This window comes from Streptomyces sp. NPDC044106 (assembly GCF_056433985.1).
On the sequence record NZ_JBWKFZ010000012.1, the window covers coordinates 75,935 to 95,286 of the forward strand.

The 19,352-nt window shown below is 68.7% G+C and carries 19 protein-coding genes; 1 reads left to right on the forward strand and 18 read right to left on the reverse strand.

Features of this window, described 5'->3' with window-relative positions:
• Positions 1 to 69 precede the first annotated feature (69 nt).
• From AC07DI_RS22655 to AC07DI_RS22740, 18 genes are all read right to left on the reverse strand, one after another.
• Entirely contained in the window at positions 70 to 2,532 is a 2,463-nt protein-coding gene (locus AC07DI_RS22655) for a phage portal protein (RefSeq protein ID WP_478905836.1), read from the reverse strand.
• A complete protein-coding gene (locus AC07DI_RS22660; RefSeq protein ID WP_478905837.1) occupies positions 2,532 to 2,870 on the reverse strand; it encodes a hypothetical protein in 339 nt (112 codons plus the stop codon). Before AC07DI_RS22660 ends, AC07DI_RS22655 begins: the two co-directional genes overlap by 1 nt.
• A 522-nt stretch (positions 2,871 to 3,392) precedes the next feature.
• Entirely contained in the window at positions 3,393 to 3,779 is a 387-nt protein-coding gene (locus AC07DI_RS22665; protein ID WP_478905838.1) for a hypothetical protein, read from the reverse strand.
• A gap of 463 nt (positions 3,780 to 4,242) precedes the next feature.
• Positions 4,243 to 4,680 (reverse strand): hypothetical protein, encoded by a 438-nt coding sequence (locus AC07DI_RS22670; protein WP_478905839.1) that lies wholly within the window; start codon positions 4,678 to 4,680, stop codon positions 4,243 to 4,245.
• Between the two features lie 38 nt (positions 4,681 to 4,718).
• On the reverse strand, positions 4,719 to 5,897 hold the full coding sequence (locus tag AC07DI_RS22675; protein WP_478905840.1) for a hypothetical protein: 1,179 nt from the start codon (positions 5,895 to 5,897) through the stop codon (positions 4,719 to 4,721).
• 1 nt (position 5,898) lies between these two features.
• On the reverse strand, positions 5,899 to 6,738 hold the full coding sequence (locus AC07DI_RS22680) for a thiopeptide-type bacteriocin biosynthesis protein (protein WP_478905841.1): 840 nt from the start codon (positions 6,736 to 6,738) through the stop codon (positions 5,899 to 5,901).
• Between the two features lie 17 nt (positions 6,739 to 6,755).
• On the reverse strand, positions 6,756 to 7,985 hold the full coding sequence (locus tag AC07DI_RS22685; RefSeq protein WP_478905842.1) for a lanthionine synthetase C family protein: 1,230 nt from the start codon (positions 7,983 to 7,985) through the stop codon (positions 6,756 to 6,758).
• Positions 7,982 to 11,038, reverse strand: coding sequence for a lantibiotic dehydratase (locus tag AC07DI_RS22690; RefSeq protein WP_478905843.1), 3,057 nt, complete (start codon positions 11,036 to 11,038; stop codon positions 7,982 to 7,984). The genes AC07DI_RS22685 and AC07DI_RS22690 overlap by 4 nt, the downstream gene beginning before the upstream one ends.
• Before the next feature lie 75 nt (positions 11,039 to 11,113).
• Positions 11,114 to 11,305 (reverse strand): FxLD family lanthipeptide, encoded by a 192-nt coding sequence (locus tag AC07DI_RS22695; RefSeq protein WP_478905844.1) that lies wholly within the window; start codon positions 11,303 to 11,305, stop codon positions 11,114 to 11,116.
• 73 nt (positions 11,306 to 11,378) lie between these two features.
• Complete coding sequence (gene fxlM / locus AC07DI_RS22700; RefSeq protein ID WP_478905845.1) at positions 11,379 to 12,566, reverse strand: methyltransferase, FxLD system; 1,188 nt, start codon at positions 12,564 to 12,566, stop codon at positions 11,379 to 11,381.
• 338 nt (positions 12,567 to 12,904) lie between these two features.
• A complete protein-coding gene (locus AC07DI_RS22705; protein ID WP_478905846.1) occupies positions 12,905 to 13,843 on the reverse strand; it encodes a hypothetical protein in 939 nt (312 codons plus the stop codon).
• 56 nt (positions 13,844 to 13,899) lie between these two features.
• Complete coding sequence (locus AC07DI_RS22710) at positions 13,900 to 14,847, reverse strand: hypothetical protein (protein ID WP_478905847.1); 948 nt, start codon at positions 14,845 to 14,847, stop codon at positions 13,900 to 13,902.
• A 71-nt stretch (positions 14,848 to 14,918) separates the two neighbouring features.
• Positions 14,919 to 15,119 carry a DUF5999 family protein gene (locus AC07DI_RS22715; RefSeq protein WP_478905848.1) on the reverse strand — a complete coding sequence of 67 codons (201 nt, stop codon included), beginning with the start codon at positions 15,117 to 15,119 and terminating at the stop codon, positions 14,919 to 14,921.
• A gap of 234 nt (positions 15,120 to 15,353) precedes the next feature.
• Positions 15,354 to 15,818: a LuxR C-terminal-related transcriptional regulator gene (locus tag AC07DI_RS22720; RefSeq protein WP_478905849.1), complete on the reverse strand. Its 465-nt coding sequence runs from the start codon at positions 15,816 to 15,818 to the stop codon at positions 15,354 to 15,356.
• 101 nt (positions 15,819 to 15,919) lie between these two features.
• A complete protein-coding gene (locus AC07DI_RS22725; RefSeq protein ID WP_478905850.1) occupies positions 15,920 to 16,591 on the reverse strand; it encodes a hypothetical protein in 672 nt (223 codons plus the stop codon).
• Positions 16,592 to 16,789: 198 nt separating this feature from the next.
• On the reverse strand, positions 16,790 to 17,302 hold the full coding sequence (locus tag AC07DI_RS22730) for a DUF6302 family protein (protein WP_478905851.1): 513 nt from the start codon (positions 17,300 to 17,302) through the stop codon (positions 16,790 to 16,792).
• A 31-nt stretch (positions 17,303 to 17,333) separates the two neighbouring features.
• Entirely contained in the window at positions 17,334 to 17,726 is a 393-nt protein-coding gene (locus tag AC07DI_RS22735) for a DUF6415 family natural product biosynthesis protein (RefSeq protein ID WP_478905852.1), read from the reverse strand.
• Positions 17,723 to 18,202 carry an ATP-binding protein gene (locus AC07DI_RS22740; protein WP_478905853.1) on the reverse strand — a complete coding sequence of 160 codons (480 nt, stop codon included), beginning with the start codon at positions 18,200 to 18,202 and terminating at the stop codon, positions 17,723 to 17,725. The genes AC07DI_RS22735 and AC07DI_RS22740 overlap by 4 nt, the downstream gene beginning before the upstream one ends.
• Positions 18,203 to 18,565: 363 nt before the next feature.
• Between AC07DI_RS22740 and AC07DI_RS22745 the strand changes: the two genes are divergently transcribed.
• The gene (locus AC07DI_RS22745) at positions 18,566 to 19,348 is read left to right on the forward strand and encodes an aminotransferase class IV family protein (RefSeq protein ID WP_478905854.1); all 783 of its coding nucleotides are present in this window, start codon (positions 18,566 to 18,568) and stop codon (positions 19,346 to 19,348) included.
• Positions 19,349 to 19,352: the final 4 nt, after the last annotated feature.

The window sequence follows — 19,352 nt, forward strand, 5'->3', positions numbered from 1 at the left end:
AGTTCGGGCCCTCGCGTGGAGATGAAGGGGGCAGCCTCCTTGTTCCGTCTGGTCAGGTTGCGCGACGTGTCAGGGGGCCTCCGCGGGGGACAGAGCGGTGCGGTAGTGCAGTCGGCAACGGCAGTTGACGGTGAGGTCGGCGGGTGCGAACGGATCGCCGGGGTAGCGCAGGGTGGAGCCGCGGACCGTGTAGGGCGTCCCGGCGGGGAGCGTGATGCCGCTCAACTCCTGGTGAGCGGATCGAACTCGGGCGTCTCCGCGGGTCTTCCAGGTGCGCAGGACGGCTGGACCAGCGCTTTCGGCGGCGGCGTCGGCTGCGCCGTTGACGGTGGCCACGGCGCACGACTCAGCGAGCAGAGCGATGAACTTCGCAGTCCGAGCACGGTAGAACGCGGTGACCGCGCTGGTGAGGTCGTCGAGCGTCCCTGGCTCACGTTGTGCGGTATCGAGGGCATCGGCCAGGTCGGAGAGCAGTGCGGTCACTGCGCTCCCGGCCATGGATGTGGCGGCGAGTGCTGCGGCGACCGCGCCCGCAGGCACGATGGCCGTACCGGTCATGCTCCTGCTCAGTGAGGCTGCCACTGTCGCCGCGGTCTGGTGGAGGATCGGGCCCAAGGTACTGGCCGTCTCCTCCTGCCAACGGGCTGCGCCGACGACGCGGCTTCCGTCGAGAGGCCCGTCGCCGCGGCGATGGTCGCTGTCGCCGTCTGGCTGCCAGTACCGGGTGTGCTTGCGGGTCTTCGGCGCGTGCAGGCGAGCGGTGATGACGCCCTCCTGCCGAGCGAGGAGAGCGGTGAGTGCGGCTGTGATGGCGGCGGCCGCCGTATCGAAGTCGGCGTCGGTGACTTCGTATCCGTCTTCGCGAGGCAGCTCCTTGCGTTCGGTGAGGGAGCGCGCGGCGTCGACATCGTCTGCGGCGTCTCCGGTACTGGGGTGTGCGACGACGGAGCGGGCAGCCGCAACATCGTCCGCGGCGTCGCCGGGCAAGGTGAGCGGCATGTTGCTGCGGGCCTGGTCGACGACGGCCGCGGCCGTGTCTGCGGCTGCCGGCTCGGAGGCGGAGCCACGGGCGGCGGCGACGTCCGCGGCGGCGGTTTCCTGCGCGTCCATGCCGCGCGCTTCGGCCACTGCGTCGGCCGCCGACCCACCCGTGGGAGCGGACCGTGCGTCGGCTGGCAGCGGTCCGCCGCCACCGCCGGGCAGCCCCGGCGTGCCGCCCGCCGGGTCCTGAGCGACGCCGAGGGCGGATGCGTCCTGCTCGTTGGCCGGTACGGGTGCCTTCTGCGGGCTGATCCACAGCGCACGGGTGTGGGGGACGTTGAAGGGGCGGCGCCCGGCGATCTCGCGGTACTCGTCGACCGTGATCAACCCGGCATTCCACTCCTGCCGAGCTTCCTCCCTGCGCTGGCGGCGGGGGAATTCGAGGGCTTCCACCGTGGAGGTGTTGAAGCGGAGCGACCAGCCATCGTCCAAGTCCAGATCGAAGGCGGAGGCGAGGAGCGAGAGGTGGGGCAGTTCCGTGTGCTGCCAGAAGTTCCACTCTTCACGGTCGGCGTTCGCATACGTCCGCTCGCTGGCGTTGCCGACGATGGACTCCGGGACACCAAAGGCGCTCAGGATCTCGTCCTTCGCGGTCTTGGACAGCGTCTCGTAGTTCATGTCGCGCGGGCGCGTGCTGGTGTCCACGTAGTTGAGGCCACCGGGCCCACTACCGACGACGACGGTTTCACCGGCTTGCTGCGCGCCCGGGGAGAGCCGTTGCTGAATCCGGTCGATCTCGCGCTGGTCCAGGCCATCGACGTCGATGCCGACGATGCCTGATGGGCGCGCGTCGTTGTTGATGAAGGCGATGTTGTACATCCGGGCCTTCACGTCCAGGTCCACGGACAGGCCCGCGGCCTCCAAAGGCGTGACGCCGCAGAAGGGGTCGGTCGGGTGCGGGTCACGCAGCCAGACGACACGGCTGGGGTCCAGTTCCCGGACTCGCCCGTCGTACGTCGTGAACTCGAAGTGAGACACGTAGTCGCCGTGCGGGTCGGGTATCGGCTCGACCCGGTTGGGCGGCAGCAGGTCAAGGCGGGTGATCGTGCCTGCTCGGCTGCGGGTGATCTCGACGAACGCGCCCTTCTTGGACAAGAGGAGCTGCGCCGAGAGCCGCTTCTTGAAGACGGTGGCCCGCTCCAGCGGGTTGGCCTGCACGTTCAGGACGTGCAGCAGCGGGTGGTCGGTGAGGGTTTCGGCGAACTGCCGCTCGTCGCCGCCGCGTCCGATCTCGACGGTGAGCGCGCTGGGGTGCTTGGAGATCGCTTCCACGGACTTGAAGGTCCAGATGCTCCGCTCGTACCCCTCCTCGATGACGCGGTCGAGGTCCCACCCCGCGGCGCGGTTCTCGGTGCCCCACACGGTTGTGGTGCCCGCGTAGGTCATCGAGACGTAGGGGTTGCCGACCGGCCCGGCTGACTTGTCTTCGAGGGGCGCAACCGATCGTGGGACGAGGAGGCGGCGGAGGCCGGGCAGGAACTGGCGCGGCATCAGGCCCCCTCACTGGCCAGCCATACGCCCACCGCGCTGATGCCGGCCCCGACTTCCACCCAGCCCAAGAGCGGGAAGTACGCGAGGGCACTGCCGACGGCGGCCGCGGTCGCGACGGTGCTGGTGGCGCAGGCGACGGTGCGGAAGGTCCTGCTGGTCGGCGGCACCAGGAAGCGGAAGGCCGCGAAGGCGCCGACTGAGGCCACGGTGCTGCTCAGGACTGGGTGCAAGGCGCCCAGGGCGACGAGGACGACGAGGACGCCGAGGGCAACGAGGAGCAGTCCGGCGGCTTCGCGAGCGAGGCTTCGCGGCGAGGGTGTCTCAGGCGGTGTACTCACGCCGCGCACGATGGATATTGCGCGGAGCTAGTGTCGCCCGCTCGGGTAGGCCGTGCTTTGAAAGCTTCGCTCGACCCGGAGTGTCTGGCCTGCGTGTACACCGCGATGACGGGACAACTGAGGGCTATCTTGGATAAATTGGACCACCATATGCGGGCAGGGATGATGGGTAAGAGGGCACGGAAACGGATGGCGAATCTGCGCCGGGACGCAGCGTCGGCTGCGAACCTGCCGCAGCCGATGTCGGATAGAGAAAGTCCGCGGAGTGATGAGATCCCGTCGCAAGCGGCACAGAGCGCCCGGTCGGCCGAGCCGATGCCGGTGGAGCAAGTCGTCCGCCTCCTCGAACTCGCCAATCGGCCGATCCTGCCGGCGGAGCTGGTTCGGCTCAGCGAAGAGGAACTGCTCTCCATCCATCGAGGGTTGCGGAGCTTCGCCAACGTCGTTGCAAGCGGGGGGCCATCACCGAGCTCTCGGGTGCGGTTGGGATGCTGATCAAGGTCGGGAAAGGGAAGCGATGCGTCAGCGAGGGCGGCTGACCCCGGCCATGTAGGCGCCGATGCCGCGCCGTGCAATCTTCTCGCCAGGAATGATCTTCGCGCCCCTGGGAGGCGGCGGCAGCTTACGCTTCTTCCTGGTCGACTGGTCGCCACCGATGAGGTGCCTGTTGTCGAGTTTTTCCGCGCAGTCCTGGCCCTTGACCTCCTCGTACGGGCGGCGGCAGCCCCGGCAGTACACCTCCAGCGCATCTACGCGCTGCTCGGCGGTCGTCTTGAACGAGCCGCGGAAGTCAGCGATGGACGCGATGCGCGGCCCCACCTGAATCTCTGCGGCGACGATCCATGTGTGTGACAGGTCCCGTGTCGGCTCGGGGGACTTGGGCGGGGGCGCCCCCACTTTGGTCTCCACTTTCTCCGCTGGCGTTCGTGTCCGCGCGGGCCTGGACGGAAACAAGGGTTCCTGCCAGAAGGCTCGGCCCGCTGCCGACGAGAGAGGGGCAGTCGCCGTAGTCACTCAGTCCTCCGCGCCGTGCTGTCGACGAGTTGACACAAGAGGCCAACCCTTTTCACAGCGCGGAACGTCAGCGGTCGTGGATCTGTTACAACTTCTCCGCGAGATAGACCGTCTAAGGGCACTCGACCACCTGGCAGAGATGTCTTGGGCGGTAATCCACTTCGTTTACGCCACAGAGTGTTTCACCACAGAGTCGGCGCCTCTTTGGGGCGGAGGGCTCCAGGCAGGCCGGGTGGCACTGCCGCGGCGACGAGGCGATCCCAATTGGCGTAATGGGCAGCCGTAGCGCGACCTCTACCTCCCGTCGCGCCGCAGGCCGGGTCTCCTGGCGCCGATCCGGCTTGACCCGGGCGGCTTGTCACCGCGTGATCGTCGCCGTTACGGCTTCCGCTGCGGCGGTGAAGATGGGGACAAGATTGGGGTCCATGCGGTAGCCCTCGACCCTCTTGTTCTGCGGCTTTTCCCGGCTGTAGTCCGCAGTGATGGGAGCGGGCATGCCGCTGGGCCACAGGCCGTCGACCACACCCTTGGTCAGGGTCTTCGACAGGGAGATCGAGGGGCCCGCGAGGTCGCGTCCCATGTCGCGCAGGTCGCTCGCCGCGCGGTATCCCCCTCCATTCAGCACGTCGTTGAGGAGCGTGCGGACGGGCGACGTGGTGATGCGGACGAAGTCCTTCGCGCGCTCGACGGTCCACTCCCGGTCGGCTTCGACGGTCAGCTCGTCGCGGTGCTCGGCGAAGAGCGCGAGCAGCTTCTCCTCGAAAGCAGCTGATCCGCCCTCGATGACCAATCGCATCTCGATCCTTCCAGCAGAACTCACCCGATGAACTGCGCTCAGCCTATGTCATCGGGTAGGTGTAAGGGAGCTTTCTGGGGCCTCGACGTGGTCGTGGGACCTCCACGGTCCGGTCCTGCCTCATCGCGGGTGGCGAGATGCTGCTCGACAACCGTTGTGCTCACCTCCACAGCCGCAAGAAGGCTTCGCCTCAGCTCTGGCCCCATACGGTCAGGGGCCCCAAAGCCAGCGGCTGCTACCGCTGCGGAAAGCCGCCCCCGCTCTCCCGCCGCCATCTCGGCGGAACAGGCGGAGTGGGCAAGAACATCTCGTGCGACGTACCCGTCCCCTGAGTGCAACGCGTCGACCACCAAGCGCCGGGAAACCTCCGTGCGAAGGGACGGCGGAGAGAGGTCAAGCACGGTGAGTCCGACCCGTGTGCGAAAGACCGCAAGCTCAGGACTCGTCGAGAGCTTCAGGTACTCCGCGACCATCTCCTTGGCCACGTCGTTCGTCGGCGCACTGCTGCACGCGACGCACAGGCCCGCGAGGCAGGCTGCGACGGGATACTCCCAGGCTTCTGACAGCGTGCTCTCGTTCAGCATCCGTCGGGCCGAGGTTGCCTCCCCGCTGAGGCAGCGGGCCGCGATCTCAACCTGGCGTCCATCGAGGAGACGACGGCCGACTCCCTTGTGCTGGGCAACGTGCGCTCGTACTCGGTCCCACTGGCTGTCGGCTACCAGCGCCCGCGTCCCATCACCCAGGAGCACAGCCCAGAGCCACTGGCACACCGTTCGGTGATCTTCTGCTGTGGTGGTCAGGTCCTGGAACGACACACACCGGCCGCCAACGGTCGCGTCGGCCCGATGCCGCACGGCACGGTTGAGGGTATCGAGCAGCTGGTATGCGCTGTCGCCGTCGCCGTCTCGGATGTGCAGGCGCGAGAGGTTGACGAGTGGTTCCAGCGCATAGCGGGCTTCCTGCGCGCTGAGCGGCATACGGGATAGGTACAGCTCTGTTTGGCGCCAGCACAGAGCGCGGGCGAGGTCGGGGAGGCCGCAGTCGCTGGCGATCAAAGCTGACTTGTTCAGTGCCGCGGTGGCCAGGCTGAGTCTGCCGTTGTGAGCGGCGGCCTGGCCCATGGCGCTGATCTCCTGGACCCGCTCGGTGAGCGGCGGGCAGACGGGGCGTGGACGGGCGACCAGCGGGAAACGCTGCGCTATCCGGGTGCTGTCCATCTCACTGCCGCTCGGCAATCGTGCGGCTGGGGGCAGGGCCGTTTCCACAGGTCGGGTCCGGGCCGAATATGACGGTCTTCGCGGCAGCCGCAAGGGCGGCCTGGGCGGTGAAGGGCAAGCCGATCCGGTTCCAGGCGAAGATCACGTGGTGGGCGAGGACGTCTCGCAGGCCACGGTGCAACCGACCGGCCTTCGTCAGTTCGGCCAACTCGTCGCCCGCGTCGAGGTAGGCACGCGCCCATTCGGTGGTGTGAGCGAGCGCTCCGTCCGGCCCGAGCACGTACTGCTGGTCCACGGAGATCAGACGACGTACGGCGTCGTGTAGCCGGTCAGCGCGCCTGGGCTGGGCGTCGGCGGGCAGGACGCGGTGGGCAGAGACGCGCGCCCAGACGTCGCCCTGCTCGTACCAGTCCAGCCCGGCGGAGCGCATGAGCAAGCTGCACAGAATGAGAGAGGTCTCCCGTCGATGGTTGCCGGCCTCGCGTTGGAGGAAGTCCAGGAGGTTACGGCTGTCGCGGTGGAACAGACGGTGCGCGCTGACCATGGCTTCGGCGCCCCCGAAGGCGTGGACTTCGGGCTCGTAGATGATCTCCGTCCAGCCATCGGCGTGCCCCCCAGCCACCAGGGCGTCCAGGTCCCGGCAGAGGCGGTCTCCTCCGGTGGCGGTGGGCAGGTACCGCACCCGCCAGCAGGGACGTTTGCGGACGATGAACCAAGCGGTGAGGGCACCTTCGTCTTCTGCGGTACACAGGAGCGGGGCGAGTTCGGTCAAGGCAGTGGCCTCGGACCGTTCCCAGTCACGGAACGCAACGTTGACCTGGTGCCAGGATGGGGTGTTCATCAGGGGCCTCCGGAGGCTCACGCCATGGCGAGAAAGGTGTCCCAGTGAGGTGCGGGTGCGCTGCCTGTGCCGAGGGTGTGCAGGACGAGGGCGGCCCCGGCAGCACCGTCGAGGAGTTCCGGGTCGAGGGCGTTCTTGTCGAGCGCGGCGATCAGGCGTTGGGCCAGGCCCGGCAGCTCAGCGGTGATCTCGGGGCTGCCTGTCTCAGCCGCCATGCGCCACGCGGCGTGCAGCAGTCCGGCCATGCCGTGGCACAGCCCGAGCTCGGGGAGCAGGTCGAGTTGGTGCGGGTCGCGCAACACCGCAAGGATGCCGTTCTCAGCGAGCTGGATGCGTACGGGCTCGTTGAGCGCCAGACCAGCCAACTGCTGGGCTCGGGCGGTACCGCTGATGCCGTAGCACCAAGACGGTCGCGGCCGCAGGTCCGGATGAATGTGCCCGTTCGTGGCCTGCTCGCGCGAGATGAATCCAGGCCACCACGGATTGGCCTCGTCGCCTTGGCGCCAACGGTCGGTCCACTCGCAGATTCGCGCCACTGCCTCGTGCATCTCCGGCACGTGCAGTCCACGAAGGAGCGCCAGCGACATCAGGGCCAGGGTTGAGCCGATGCCGTGCGCAAGGCCGAAGTTGCCGTGCCCTCCGGGGAAGTCCGGGGCGTGCTCGCCGCTGGGGGATACGTCGCTCCACCACGGGGGCAGGGCATCCGTGGTGGGCAGTGGTGCGGTGAGACGAACGAGGTAGGCCAGCACATCGGCGGTGATCTCGTGATGTGGTTGGTGTGCGAGGTGGTAGGCGCACAGCCCGGTGAGCCCGCGGATCACGTCGAATTCCTTCATCGCGGGGCGTTCGCCTCGGTCGATGCGCGCGTGTGCCGCCGCTAGGCGCCGACGGGTGACCGTGATGGTGGCGTCGTTCAGCTTTTCCAGCGCTGTGCGGTACCGGCGCTCCGAGCCGGCAGCGGCGTGCAGGACGAAAGCCAGAGCTGGGGCTCCGAGGTACAGGCTTGCATTGGGGGCCGCGGTCAGGTCCTGGGACACGGCCTGGGAGAGCCAGGCATGCGCAGTGCTCCAGTCGCCGTGTCCGGTGTTGGCTCGTACGACGTGCAGCAGTGCGACGCCCGCTGCGCCGCCGGCCAGAGATTGTGGCCATGCTCGTCCGCCGGGTGCTGGGGGCCAGGCAGTACGCGGGTCGGCCAGTGCCGAGGCGAGGGCGTCAGCAGCGGCCAGCGCCTGCGGTATCGGCTTCACGAGTGGTGTCCCGTCCGGGCGGCCCAGCTCAACGCTGCGGCGCGGGCCAGGTGCAGGCACTGACTTTCTGCCTCCATGTCGACCCCCGCTATGCGGGTGTGGTGCAGATGCAGCAGCTCGGGCAGCAACGTGGTGGTGCTGGTCGTGCCCGCCCTGTCGAGCACGGCCTGGTAAGCGCCCAGGGCTTCGTGTCGACGGGCCCAAGCGGCGACGATCTGCTCGCCACCGGGGTACTGGGCCAGTACGGCATGGTCGTTCGGGTTCCCCAGGGCGACGGCTTGGTCATACAGCCCGCGGTCGGGGGCTGTCCTGGTGGTCCGGGCGTGTTCGATCAGCCACTTCATCCCCGTGGAGGGGCTACCGAGCATGCTCGTCGTGATGTCGAGCATGCTGGCGGCGGCCAAGGCCCGGGTCGCAGGACCGCCGGGTGCTGCATTGGAGCGGAGCTGTGCAGTGGCGGCTTCGGAGTCTGCTTGGAAGTACGCCTCGGCGGCGTCGATCGCGCCGGGGCCCCCGAAGCGAGCAGTCTCGGGGAAGTCGGTGTCCCACTGCACCCGTGAAATCAGCCCAGCTCGGCGCAGTTTCCGACTCCAGGAGCCGATCGTCACAGCGGCTTCTCCGGCCTGCTCGCTCGGCACGGCAAAGCGCAGCCGGAGATGGTCGTCGGGATCGTGGTAGGGGAGGAACCACCACCGGGTTGCGTCACCCAGTTCGAGCAGCGCGTCCGGCACATGACGGGTGAGGATTCTGCCGTACCGGCCGGGGTGACCATAGAGCTTGACGAGGAACCGCCCCCCGCACCCGGGCAGGTGACCGTGCTCGCGCCCGACGCTTCGCCCGCCGTCCCCTGCCCACCGCGGCGCTCGTCGGGGCTCGCCGTTGAAGGCGAGCGGGATGACGACTTCATGGGCGCGCCCGTCCAGCCATCCTGTGTCAGTGCCCGTGTCCGCGCGGAGCACGGCGGCGCCGTCGCGCTGTACTTGTTGGCGCAGCATCTCCCGGTGTGCAGGCTCGGTCAGGTCCAGACGGATGCGCTGGTCGCCGTCACCGACGTAGACCACGCTCGGTGCGGAGACCTGCTTCTGCCACTGGACGAGGGAACGGTGCCACTGCGGCCCGTGTGCCTCGGCCAGGTCCGTGGTGGTGAGCAGCCAGCGTGCCGGGGACAGGATGGTTCGTCGGTAGCGCACCGCGGGGAGGAACGGCAGGCGCGATGCGGCTCCCCAGTCGAAGGCGGCGCAAGGAACGCTCATCGCCTTGGTGGCCTCGGTGAGGAACCGTACGAGCGGATGCGTGCGGCGGGTCAGCTCGACGGCATTGAGCGCCACGAAGTCCAGCGGTCGGCGTCGGGCTCGCGAGATCAGGTAGAGGTGGTGCACGTCTGCCGTGATGGCGATGTCCTCCAGGCGGATCACCTCTTGTCCGGGACGTGTCCGGCACTCGCCGAGAGGAAGGACGGTCGGCAGGACCGAAGGTGCCCGCGCGACGTTCTCGGTGTCGACGTACAGAGGGGGCGTGGAGACCTGCACGGGAAGGGTGTCGTCGGTTGCCGTTGCCGCAGTGCGGTAAGCCTGGGCCATGCGCTCGCTGTCACCGGGATGCAGGACGTGCAGGAACCTGCCGGCCATGGTCCCGGCCGCGCGCGATACACCGGTGATCGAGAGCGTGAACTCCCCGTCCGCCAGGGCCTGGGTGCTGGAGGCGTGCACCCGGGCGGCGAGTTCCGTAGTCGGTTGGACAGGCGCGCCTTGGCCTGCGACGGTGAGGTCAGCGACCATGGCGTCGTCCAAGACGATTTCGCGCTGGCGGCGTAGCGCCGCGTTCTGTGCGACCACCAGCAACTTCGTGTCCCGCTCGTCCAGTGGGCTGCTCGGTGCAGCGGGGGGCCCGCCGAGGAAGCCTGCCGGGTAGCCCAAGCCGCTATCACCGTCGACGGCTTCCAGAACTGGCACAAGGGCCCGCGGACCGTAGCGTTCGAGGAAGCGGCTGTGCCAGTTCGCCCATGCGCGGCTGAGGAAGGGGCGACGAGCCAGCCGTACCAGTGCTGTTGCGGCACCCGCGGCCTCTGTGACGACTGCGTGTGGGATCGTCACTTCGGCGTCGAGCCGGAGGTCGACCCCGAGCGCAGGCCCGGAGCAGGAGGCGACGTTCTGCATGGCGGATATGAGTCGGACGCGCTGCTCTCGTCCGCAGGCGGGTGTGGTGTTGTGCCGGGCCAGTGCCTCAGCTACATGGCGCAGTTGTGCAGTGGTAGCGCTAGCTGTTGCCAGGCCCTCGGCCTTCACCGCGCCGAGCGCATCCAGAAGATGCGTGAGGGGTTCCGCCGTCGTGAAGGGGCTGCGCAGGTCCGTGATCAGGAAGCGTTCGGCAACCATGTCCGCCAGCAGCTTGTCGATGATGTCAGCGGGCACGTGGGGGAAGTCGGCCGCGAGCTTGGAGGCCAGCACGTCCATGCAGATCGGGCGGTGCGCCGCGTGCATGGCCGCTCTGACGGGTACGGTGGCGCGGACCTGGACGCGGGCTGGAGACGAGCCGGAGCTGTCACCGCCGCGGTGCTCCAGAACCAGGTAGCCGTCCTTTTCGACGGCAAGATCGTGAGCCTGGACTGTCAACTGCCGCCGGAGTGCTGCGTCGGCTTCCAGTCGTTTGATGACTGCGTTCAGCCACTCGGCCGTTGGTTTGCCGACGGCCTGGTGAGCGGTGCCGACGTGCGCGGTCGGTGCGTCGGCGATCTGCGCCGGGGCGACTCCGGCGAAGAGGCCGAAGGGGGTGGCTCGGCTGTAGGCGCGCAGCAGATAGCGCATGACGGCGAGCCCTGCCTTCCGCACGGTGGTATCCGGCAGCGCTCTGCCGTTGATGATCTCTTGAACACGGCCAGCCAGTATCGGGCTGGCCAGCTCTAACGAGGAGGTGAAGCCGGGTATGCGCAGGGCCTGCTCCAGCCATGTTCGCCAGGACCCCGCACCCGCGGCCGGATCGGGCCAGGACTGCATCTGCTGGTCTGGCGGACAGGTCACGGCCCGCACCAGCACGGCATCTATGGACTCGTACACCGCCACTCCCATCGGCATGCGGTGTCCGGCCGGAGTCGGCCGGACACCGCGTTCAGGACTTTCGCCGACCTGCTACTACGGGCAAGTCGAACTGCAGGCCGACTCGCAGGTCTGACCGCAGCCGTCGTCGGTCATCTGGATGAGCCGGTCGGCCGACGGGCCGGACTCGACTATGGAGACGTCCAGGTCCCAGTCCTGCAAATCCTCTGCACTGCCGGTGTCCTGCGCAGCAGTCACCGTCTCTGCGTCCTCGACCACAATCAACACGGGTACCTCCCTGATGAGTTGGGTGGTGCGTAATTCCCCGTGCCCCCGCGACGATGCCGCGGGGGCACGAAGCCTATGACCAGGAAATCTCGACGGCTCCGAGCTGCTTCGCCACGATTCCCGGGGATGGTTCGGCCGTGCCCGCGGGCATCGGCCTGTACTGGATACGGGCGGCGCCGCGCCGTTGGTGCTCGGACGCCCATCGGCGCAGCAGTTCGACGTAGCGCGCCGCCACCGCTTTCGCCTCGGGGCCGTGAGCGAGGACGCCGCTCTCGAAGCCGCCTGTTTCCGCGTTCGGCCGTTTGGTGCGGTACGCGAAGCTCCCGCCGTCGACCAGTGCCGGTACACCGCGGGTCACTGAGAGGGCGAAGACGCCTTGGTCCACGAGTTGCTTGGTGCCGTGGAGCATCACCATCTCGGGCGTACTCGTCACCAGGAACAGTTCCAGCTCGTCCGGCAAGTCGAAGGCGGCTCCCGACCACACTTCCCGTCGGGACGAGCGCGCAGCCACGGCCAGAGCGGTCACGTCGAAGTCCTGCCGCTGGTCATCCACTCGCAGGGCGAAGCCGTCGTCTACCGTGACGAGCCGTTCGACGTACGCGCCGGCGCCCTGCATCGGCACGAAGCCGCACAACCGGTAGCTGTCGCTGACCAGGCCGTCACCCGAACGATCGAAGGCGATGGAGCGGGTGATCCCCCGCAAGCGCAGAGGGACGACGAGCCTTCCGCGCTCGGAAAGCTGGTCCAGCCACGCCGGGGGGATGTCCCAGGCTCCGGCTGTGACGATGATGCGGTCGAAGGGCGCGTACTGGGGCACGCCAGTGTCAGCGTCGGCCTGCACCACCTTGACCTGGTTGTACCCGGCCGCCTCCAGACAGGTACGGGCGCGCGCGGCGATCTCCGCATCGATATCCACGGAAACCACCGTCCCGGCATCGCCGACCAGTTCGGCGAGGAGTGCGGCGTTATAGCCACCGGAACCGATTTCCAGAACCCGCATGCCGGGTTCGATCTCCGCCTGTTCCAGCATGACCGCCTGGATATGCGTGGCGGAGAGAGAACTCAGGGCGTCACCGTCCTGGTTGCGCTTGATCACCAGCGCTTGGTTGGCGGCGTACGCGTTCTTCAGCGGCTCGCCCACGGCGAACAGATGTCGGGGCACGGTGGCCACCGCCTTCGCGACGGACTCGGACGTGATCGCACCCGAGTCGCGCAGCTCGTGCACCATGGCCGCCCGCAACGGGGCCGCCTCGTCATCCACGCTTTGATTTCGGACCGTAGTCATTCCGTCACCCTATCGATCGTGTTCCGTGCGGCCCTGCACTCACCGCAGGACCCCTAGTCGGCTGCCGGGGGGCGACTTAGTCGCCGCCGTCGGCGGGTTGGCCGCCTGCTCACGCAACGCACAGCGTGAATGCGGCCCGCGTGACTCCTCTTCTTTTGTGGAGCGGACAGAGCTGTCCGGGCCGGCCGCTCGCTCCCCCACAGAGCGCGGCCGGGGCGCCGGGTGAGCGCCACCTCCCCTCGGGGGCGGCCTCGGGGACTGCTCGCGCGAGCGCGGGTGTCCCATCTAGACCAAGGGAGGCCCCAAGCATGTGGTCAGGCGACTGATCTTTCGGTCTTCCACCGCGGCCGTGTGCTGGGTCTGCCCAGTGCAGCGGTAGAGGTCGGGGCAGCGCCTTCGGGGATCAGGCGGTAGACGAGGAAGGTGGCGGCGAGGTCGGTGTCCGGGTGCGAGGGGCGCCGTCGGCGCCGGACTTGGTACCCCGCGACCGTCAGGGTCTGGGCGAGGTGGGCGATGCCGCGCAGCCAGTGCGTGTACGCACCGGTTGGCGCTGTCGACTGGGCGGGGCCACGCCGGTAGGTCGGGGCCGGTTCCCACGTGACGAGCGCGCAGTCTTGCGTGCCGGGAGGCCACAGGTGCTCATCCACGGCGCACACGGTGCATCCTCCGGCGGGGAGTTCCCCCTTGCTCGGTTGTGTGTCGCGACCGTGAAGGGGCGGGTCGGCTTCTTCGAGCAGGGACTGAATCCGCCATGTGTCGGTGGCAGAGGGCGTCTTGAAGTTGGGGCGCGGAGGCTGCGCGTGGCGCAGGTCCTCTTCAGTGCGGGGGGAGGGATGTATGCCAGTGGGGAGCCGGTAGACGATCAGGGCGGCACCGCCGTGCAGGTCCGGAGTCATGGGGACGCCCCATTCCTCGACGACGAAACCGCAGTCGGCCAGCGCGTCGGCGACGGCGTCGAGCCGTTGGGTCCAGTGCTGCATGGCACCGGGCGGCAGCTGCCCTGTGCGGTCGTTGCGGCGGAAGAGAGGGTCGGGGAAGAAGTGCACGACGGCGGCGAGTTCCGCATGTTCGGGCCACAGCTCCTCGGGTAGGGCTGCGGCTCGGCACCAGCCGCGGCCCTCGGGAATGTCCCGGGGCACCTTGGAGAAGTCCAGGTGCAGCCCCCCGAGCTTCAGCCACTTCAGATGGTGCTGGATGAGGGCTGTGCCGGACTGGCCAGGGTTCGCGGGGTCGTAGAGCGGTGGTGTGCTCACCGTCATGTCCTTTGCACGAAAGCTGTCTGAGCGGTGCCGGAGAGGGAGGTGGAAGCTCATACGGCTGCTCCGGTGGCCGACTTGGCAGGAGGCGCCGCCGCCCTGCGTACACGCTTTGCGATGACCGAGGCCACGATGCCCACGGGGACGGCGATCACTATCCGGTGGGTGAAGGCGAGTGGCATGAGCGCAGCGCCGAGAAGATCAAACGCGGCGTGGCCGATGACCAGCGGAAGGACGCGTCCGGTGCGCAGGTAGAGGTGAAGGCGGCCGGCAGCGAAGAGGGCCATCGCGAGGGCGGGCACTCCGAAGTACGCGTGCAAGGCGACCTCGACGACGCAGATCGTGGTGTAGACCTGCCAGGCGGGCCGTCCTGCGGCCGTCATCAGCGCGGCGGTGGCAGCCACGATGACCACATCCTCGACGGCCACGACGACCACGAGCCCCACCGCGAAGTCGAGGAGACTTGTGACGCCGATCGTGTCCAGTTGGTCTCCCTCCATGACGGGCAGGGCGGCCACGTCGAGGAAGAGCAGCGCCTGTACGCCCAGGTATGCGAGGACTCCTCCCGCCATGCAGGCGCTGAACGCGTGTCCTGCGAAGGTCAAGGTCTGGGCCCGCCAGTGCTGCGGGTTCTCGTCGCGGGGGGTCTTCTCCAGGGTGATGCCGTGTGAGCGGCAGACCTCCCACGCGAGCCACGCGAACGTGCAGCCGGTCACGATCGTCCCGAAGTGGCCGAGGGGTCTGTCAGGGTCGGTGACGTATAAGGAGATGGCGCCGCAGCTCACTGCCGTGCAGCGCTGCAGCATCCGTTGCCGCTGGGAGACTCGGTCAATGGTCGTGCGGGCTATGACCACCCAGGCCAGCCAGAAGAAGACGACGATGCCCACGCCTACGCGGATCAGCACGGTGTAGTGGTACGTGCGCTGCGGCCAGCGCACGTCGTACAACTCGCCTAGCAGCAGGCCCGCGTTGAGCAGGGGTGTGATGGAGGCGAGCGTCAACAGTGCGCCAGCGTGGAACAGGGCTCGTCGAGCCGCGGCACCGTGCAGTTGAACGGAGGGAAGCGAGTGCGTCACGCCGTCACCATCGCGGCGGTCACGGGCCGGTGCGGGGCGATGATGCTGCCGTCGGGGAGCAGTTCACCGGTGTCCTCGAAGAGCAGGACGCCGTTGCACAGCAGGCTCCAGCCCTGCTCCGGGTGGCTCGCCGTGAGATGCGCGGCCTCCCGGTCGGGGGACTCGGCGCTCGGGCACGGCGGCTTGTGCTGGCACATCGTAAGGCCAATCTGGGTCGCGTCGGGATGGGGGAATGTGCACGGGGTGTGACAGGAATGACGGGGGTGGCCGGCCGCCGCCTCGCACCCCTGCTGAGGAGCGGCGGCCGGGGCGGCTCCCGCATTGGCCGGGCTACGGGAGCGCCGCTCCCGTCCCCGCGGTTGTCCCGGGCCGCTCCCGCACGGGGGCACGGTGGGCCAGCGAGATAGGGAGGAAGCCCAGTCTGGGAAGAGTTAGGTCTGCACGGCGGCGCCGGGGCGCGGCGCCGCCGTCAGCAGGCCGTACTGGCGGGCCCGGGTCACGAGGTGCGGTCGGGTCCGAGCGTGGAGGATCTTCATCAGCCGCTGGGTATCTCTGCGGATGTGCGACGGCGCCCTGTTCGTCTCGACGGCGATCTGTACCCTGCTCATCCCTCGCACGATGAGCGGGAGCAATTCCCTGAGCTGCGGGGGGACGTATACCGTGCGGTTCTCGGGGACGGGTGGCCGGAGCAGCCCCTGGGTGTAGGAGCCGTTGACGAGCCCTGTCTGCCCTTTCGCGCCCACCTTTTTTGAAGCCGCGGTGATGTGGTGTCGGATCGTCGCTGTCTTGCGGTTCAGACGCCGCGCGATCTCGTGGTCGGTCAGGCCCTCGGCGAGGCCCTGCACCACCTGCTTCTCGCGGCGGGTGAACGGGACGGTCACGGTGTCAGCGGACACGTCATCCCTTTCATGGAGTACCGGGTTGCGGGCCGCTCGATGAGCCGGGCGTGAAGCCTCCGGTCCACCGAGCGGCGGTCTGTGGTGGCCGCCGCGCGCTGTCACAGGTCGTCCAGATTGATGACCGTGAACGCTCGTGGAGTCCGCACGAGCTGGGAGGCCACCATCCAGTCCAGGTCGGCGTGGCCGTAGGGCACCGGGACGCCGTCGCACGCCATGACCTGGATACTGCGGTCGGGCATGTACCGGTGGGGCGTGCCGATGACGCCGTACAGGGGAGCGCTCTGCGCCAGCAGCGCGACGTACCCGTGCTTGGCGAGATGGGAGCACCGTTTCGGCGCCATGCGCGCGTGCTTATGGCAGAACGGCGGCTGGGCGGTGCGGACCGAGGCGCTGGGGTCGGGCACGCCCTCCTCAAGGCTGTGGAGGAACAAGATCCCCTCGTCCGTCCTGGCCGGCTTGCGGCAGAACTGACACAACAGCTGCGACATCGTCTCGCGCTGGCGGGCAGGGTTGATCATCCGCCAGCGCGGCGTACCGGTCGGCGCCCCGTGCTCGTCGAGTGACTGCGAGACCCGCGCCCACAGGACACCCTGCGCGTCTCGGTCCCTCCATGTTTCGTCGGTGTAGCTGATGCGGCTTCCCCCGGCGCTGCTGAAGGAAGCGCGTAAGGCGGAGAGGGATTCGTCGAACTCGCCCTCGCGGGCGGTGATGTAGGGGATCGGCGCCCGCGGCCGCGGGGTACTTCCACTGCTGCTTCTGCCGTGCGGCACAGCCGATGTGGGGCTGCTGACCTCCCGGCGGGTAGCGGGACGCCGAAGCTGCCGAAAGGCCGCGGGCCGCCGCAGCGCGAAGCGCAGCCGCGGGCGTAGCCCCTGGGGGCGGCCCCGACCGGCGTCATAGTCGGCCGTGTCGAAGTCGGCACTGGGGGGCTTGGACACAGACATACGTGCTTTTCCTCTCGGACATGCTCAGACAACGGGTCGCTCGGGCGAGAACACCGAGCAGGAGGCCGGGGACGTGGTCGGCGCCCGCATGGGCCGGGACGCTGTGTACCGGCCGATGGCGGCTTCGCTGTAGCCGTAAAAGCGCCCCAGGACCGCATCGTTGTGGCCCGGCCGCAGGGGTGGAGGGTGCGCACCCCACTCCACGACGTAGCCGTCGTCCGGGTAGACCGACCACCGCACCCGCAGGAGGGGGAAGCCGGGCTGCCCGCGCAGTGCGTCCCGGACGGCGAGCCCGAAGCACAGGCAGGGCACCGGGTAGTAGCCACCGAGCCGGCTCCGGCCGATGGGAACAGCGAGCAGCGGCATGCGGAGCATGCACACCGCCAGACTCTCCTCCAGCAGCTCCGGCTCAGCGATCCGTTGCGCGTAGTACGCGAAGTCGTACGCCTCGCGCGCCTTCATCAGGACCGCGGCCACAGGCGGATGCTCCTTGGCTTCGGGCACATGCATCATGCGGCGTCCCGGGTCGTGCTGCATGCTTCCAGCAGATCGAGGGGGGAGCGTGCCTTCATGGCGCGTCGTCTCCCATCAGGTCGAGAACGTCGACGATGGCCAGCGCGAAGCGGAGGACGTACCGGTAGGTGTGCTGGGACGGCGGTCGCTCGGCGCGCAGTCCGATGAGGCGGTACATCGCATCGACGGGGTAGGGCGTGACCGTGTACGGCACGAGCTGGATGAGGCAGAGCGTCGTCTGACGGAACCGGGCGGCGAGTTCCCCGATCTCCTCTGGAGTGGGGCGCGCATGTTCACCGAGCACGGCCTCTAAGTCGCCGTACAGCGCCGTCGCGTCCACGCTGATCTGCGACCGGCGCAGTGCGACAAGCAGGGGACCCAGCTCGTCGGGCGCGTCGGTGTACCGGCGGCGCATCAGCTCCGCGCAGGCGTTTTGCGCGGCGGTCATCGTGCCCGCCCCCCAGCGGTGGCGAGGGTGCACCACGTCGCCATGCCGTCGGGGCTCACACCCCACTTGGTCGCGAAGGTCTGCACGAGGAGCATCCCGCGGCCGCGCTCCTCCTCCGCGGATGGCTCGCGCACGCGCGGCGTACTGATCGTGCCGTCGGTCACCACGATGCCGATCGTGTCCGTGGTGATGATCAGGCGGAACCCGAGGACGGTGCCGTACCGCAGCGCGTTGGTCGCCAGCTCGCTGATCACGAGCATCGTGTTCTCGACGAGGGCGGGAGACAGGGAGAGCCCCCAGAGGTTCAGCTTGGCGGTGGCGATCCGGCGGCAGCGCCCGGCCCATGCAGCCTCGGGCCGGGGGACGTCTTCGCCCGGGGGCCGGGGGTCGAGCTGGATGGTGAAGGCCACGTCGTCGAGCACGTCGTCCGTGTCCAGGGGAAGGTATCCGTCGAGAAGGCCCTTCACGGTGCCCATCAGTTCCCGCCTCCGGTGATCTCCGCTGTTGACGACGAGGCGAGCGCCCGAGGGGTGAGGGGGCGCCTGCCTGTTCGCCGGTATCCACGACGCCTGAGGCAGCGGCTTCGTACCTTCAGCAGCGACGGCTGGGATGGGGCTCATCGGGGACCTCCCAGGTGGACGGTGGGGGGTGAGCGTGGGGGCTTCGGCGCCGTCACGCGGCGCAGCACATGGCGCCTCGCTGATCACGCGCCGTGTTCGGAAGGTGACCAGCGAACACCGCGCGGTGGAGGCTTGGGAAGGACTTTCGAGGGACGTTGACCCGTCAGTAACTCTGTTCGGGGTGCCGCCGGAGCGGGCGCTCCTGCCATGCTGGGCCGCATGGTGACTCTCGATGGAAAGCCCGTCTCTGCCGACGACTTGCTCCCCCTGGCGCTCACGAACAAAGGCCACTTCACGTCCATGCGCGTCTCTGTGGACGGCAGCATTCGCGGCCTGACGCTGCACATGGAACGCCTCGTGCGGGACTGCAAGATCGTGTGGGGCGAGGAGCTGGACCCCGAACGCGTCCGCGGCTACGTCCGCCAGTCCCTGGAGGGACAGAGCCGTCCTTGCGTCGTCCGCGTCACGGTCTATGACCCGAAGGTCGACATGGGCCGCCCCGCGGACGCCGATGACCCCCATGTCCTGGTGTCCGTGCGCAGTGCCGGCGCCCTTCCCCCGGAACCGCTGCGGGCCCAAAGCATGCTGTACGAGCGGGACTTGCCCGAGGTGAAGCACGTCGGCCTCTTCGGGGCCCTGCACGCCCGCGGCGCGGCCCAGCGAGCGGGCTTCGGCGACGCCCTGTTCGTCGGCCGCGACGGGCTCGTGTCCGAGGGCGGCACCTGGAACGTCGCCTTCGTCGACCAGGAGGGCACCGTCGTGTGGCCCGACGCCCCCGTGCTGCCCGGGGTCACCATGGCCCTGCTCCAACAGCACGCCCAATACCGCGTCGCCACCATCACCTTGGAGCAGGCCAAGGGCATGGCCGCGGCCTTTGCCACGAACACCAGCATCGGTGTCCGCCCGCTGTCCGCGATCGACGACGTCGAGTTCCCCGTCGATCACCCCGTCTTGAGACAGCTCCAGGAGGCGTACCTGGCCATCCCCGGCGAAACCCTGTAGCGCG

Bases quoted from the DNA above. Each gene is read 5' to 3' on its own strand.
- AC07DI_RS22655 (WP_478905836.1), bottom strand. From the start codon at position 2,532: ATGCCGCGCCAGTTCCTGCCCGGCCTCCGCCGCCTCCTCGTCCCACGA.
- AC07DI_RS22670 (WP_478905839.1), bottom strand. From the start codon at position 4,680: ATGCGATTGGTCATCGAGGGCGGATCAGCTGCTTTCGAGGAGAAGCTG.
- AC07DI_RS22675 (WP_478905840.1), bottom strand. From the start codon at position 5,897: ATGGACAGCACCCGGATAGCGCAGCGTTTCCCGCTGGTCGCCCGTCCA.
- AC07DI_RS22680 (WP_478905841.1), bottom strand. From the start codon at position 6,738: ATGAACACCCCATCCTGGCACCAGGTCAACGTTGCGTTCCGTGACTGG.
- AC07DI_RS22715 (WP_478905848.1), bottom strand. From the start codon at position 15,119: ATGTGCCAGCACAAGCCGCCGTGCCCGAGCGCCGAGTCCCCCGACCGG.
- AC07DI_RS22730 (WP_478905851.1), bottom strand. From the start codon at position 17,302: ATGCAGCACGACCCGGGACGCCGCATGATGCATGTGCCCGAAGCCAAG.
- AC07DI_RS22735 (WP_478905852.1), bottom strand. From the start codon at position 17,726: ATGACCGCCGCGCAAAACGCCTGCGCGGAGCTGATGCGCCGCCGGTAC.
- AC07DI_RS22740 (WP_478905853.1), bottom strand. From the start codon at position 18,202: ATGGGCACCGTGAAGGGCCTTCTCGACGGATACCTTCCCCTGGACACG.
- AC07DI_RS22745 (WP_478905854.1), top strand. From the start codon at position 18,566: ATGGTGACTCTCGATGGAAAGCCCGTCTCTGCCGACGACTTGCTCCCC.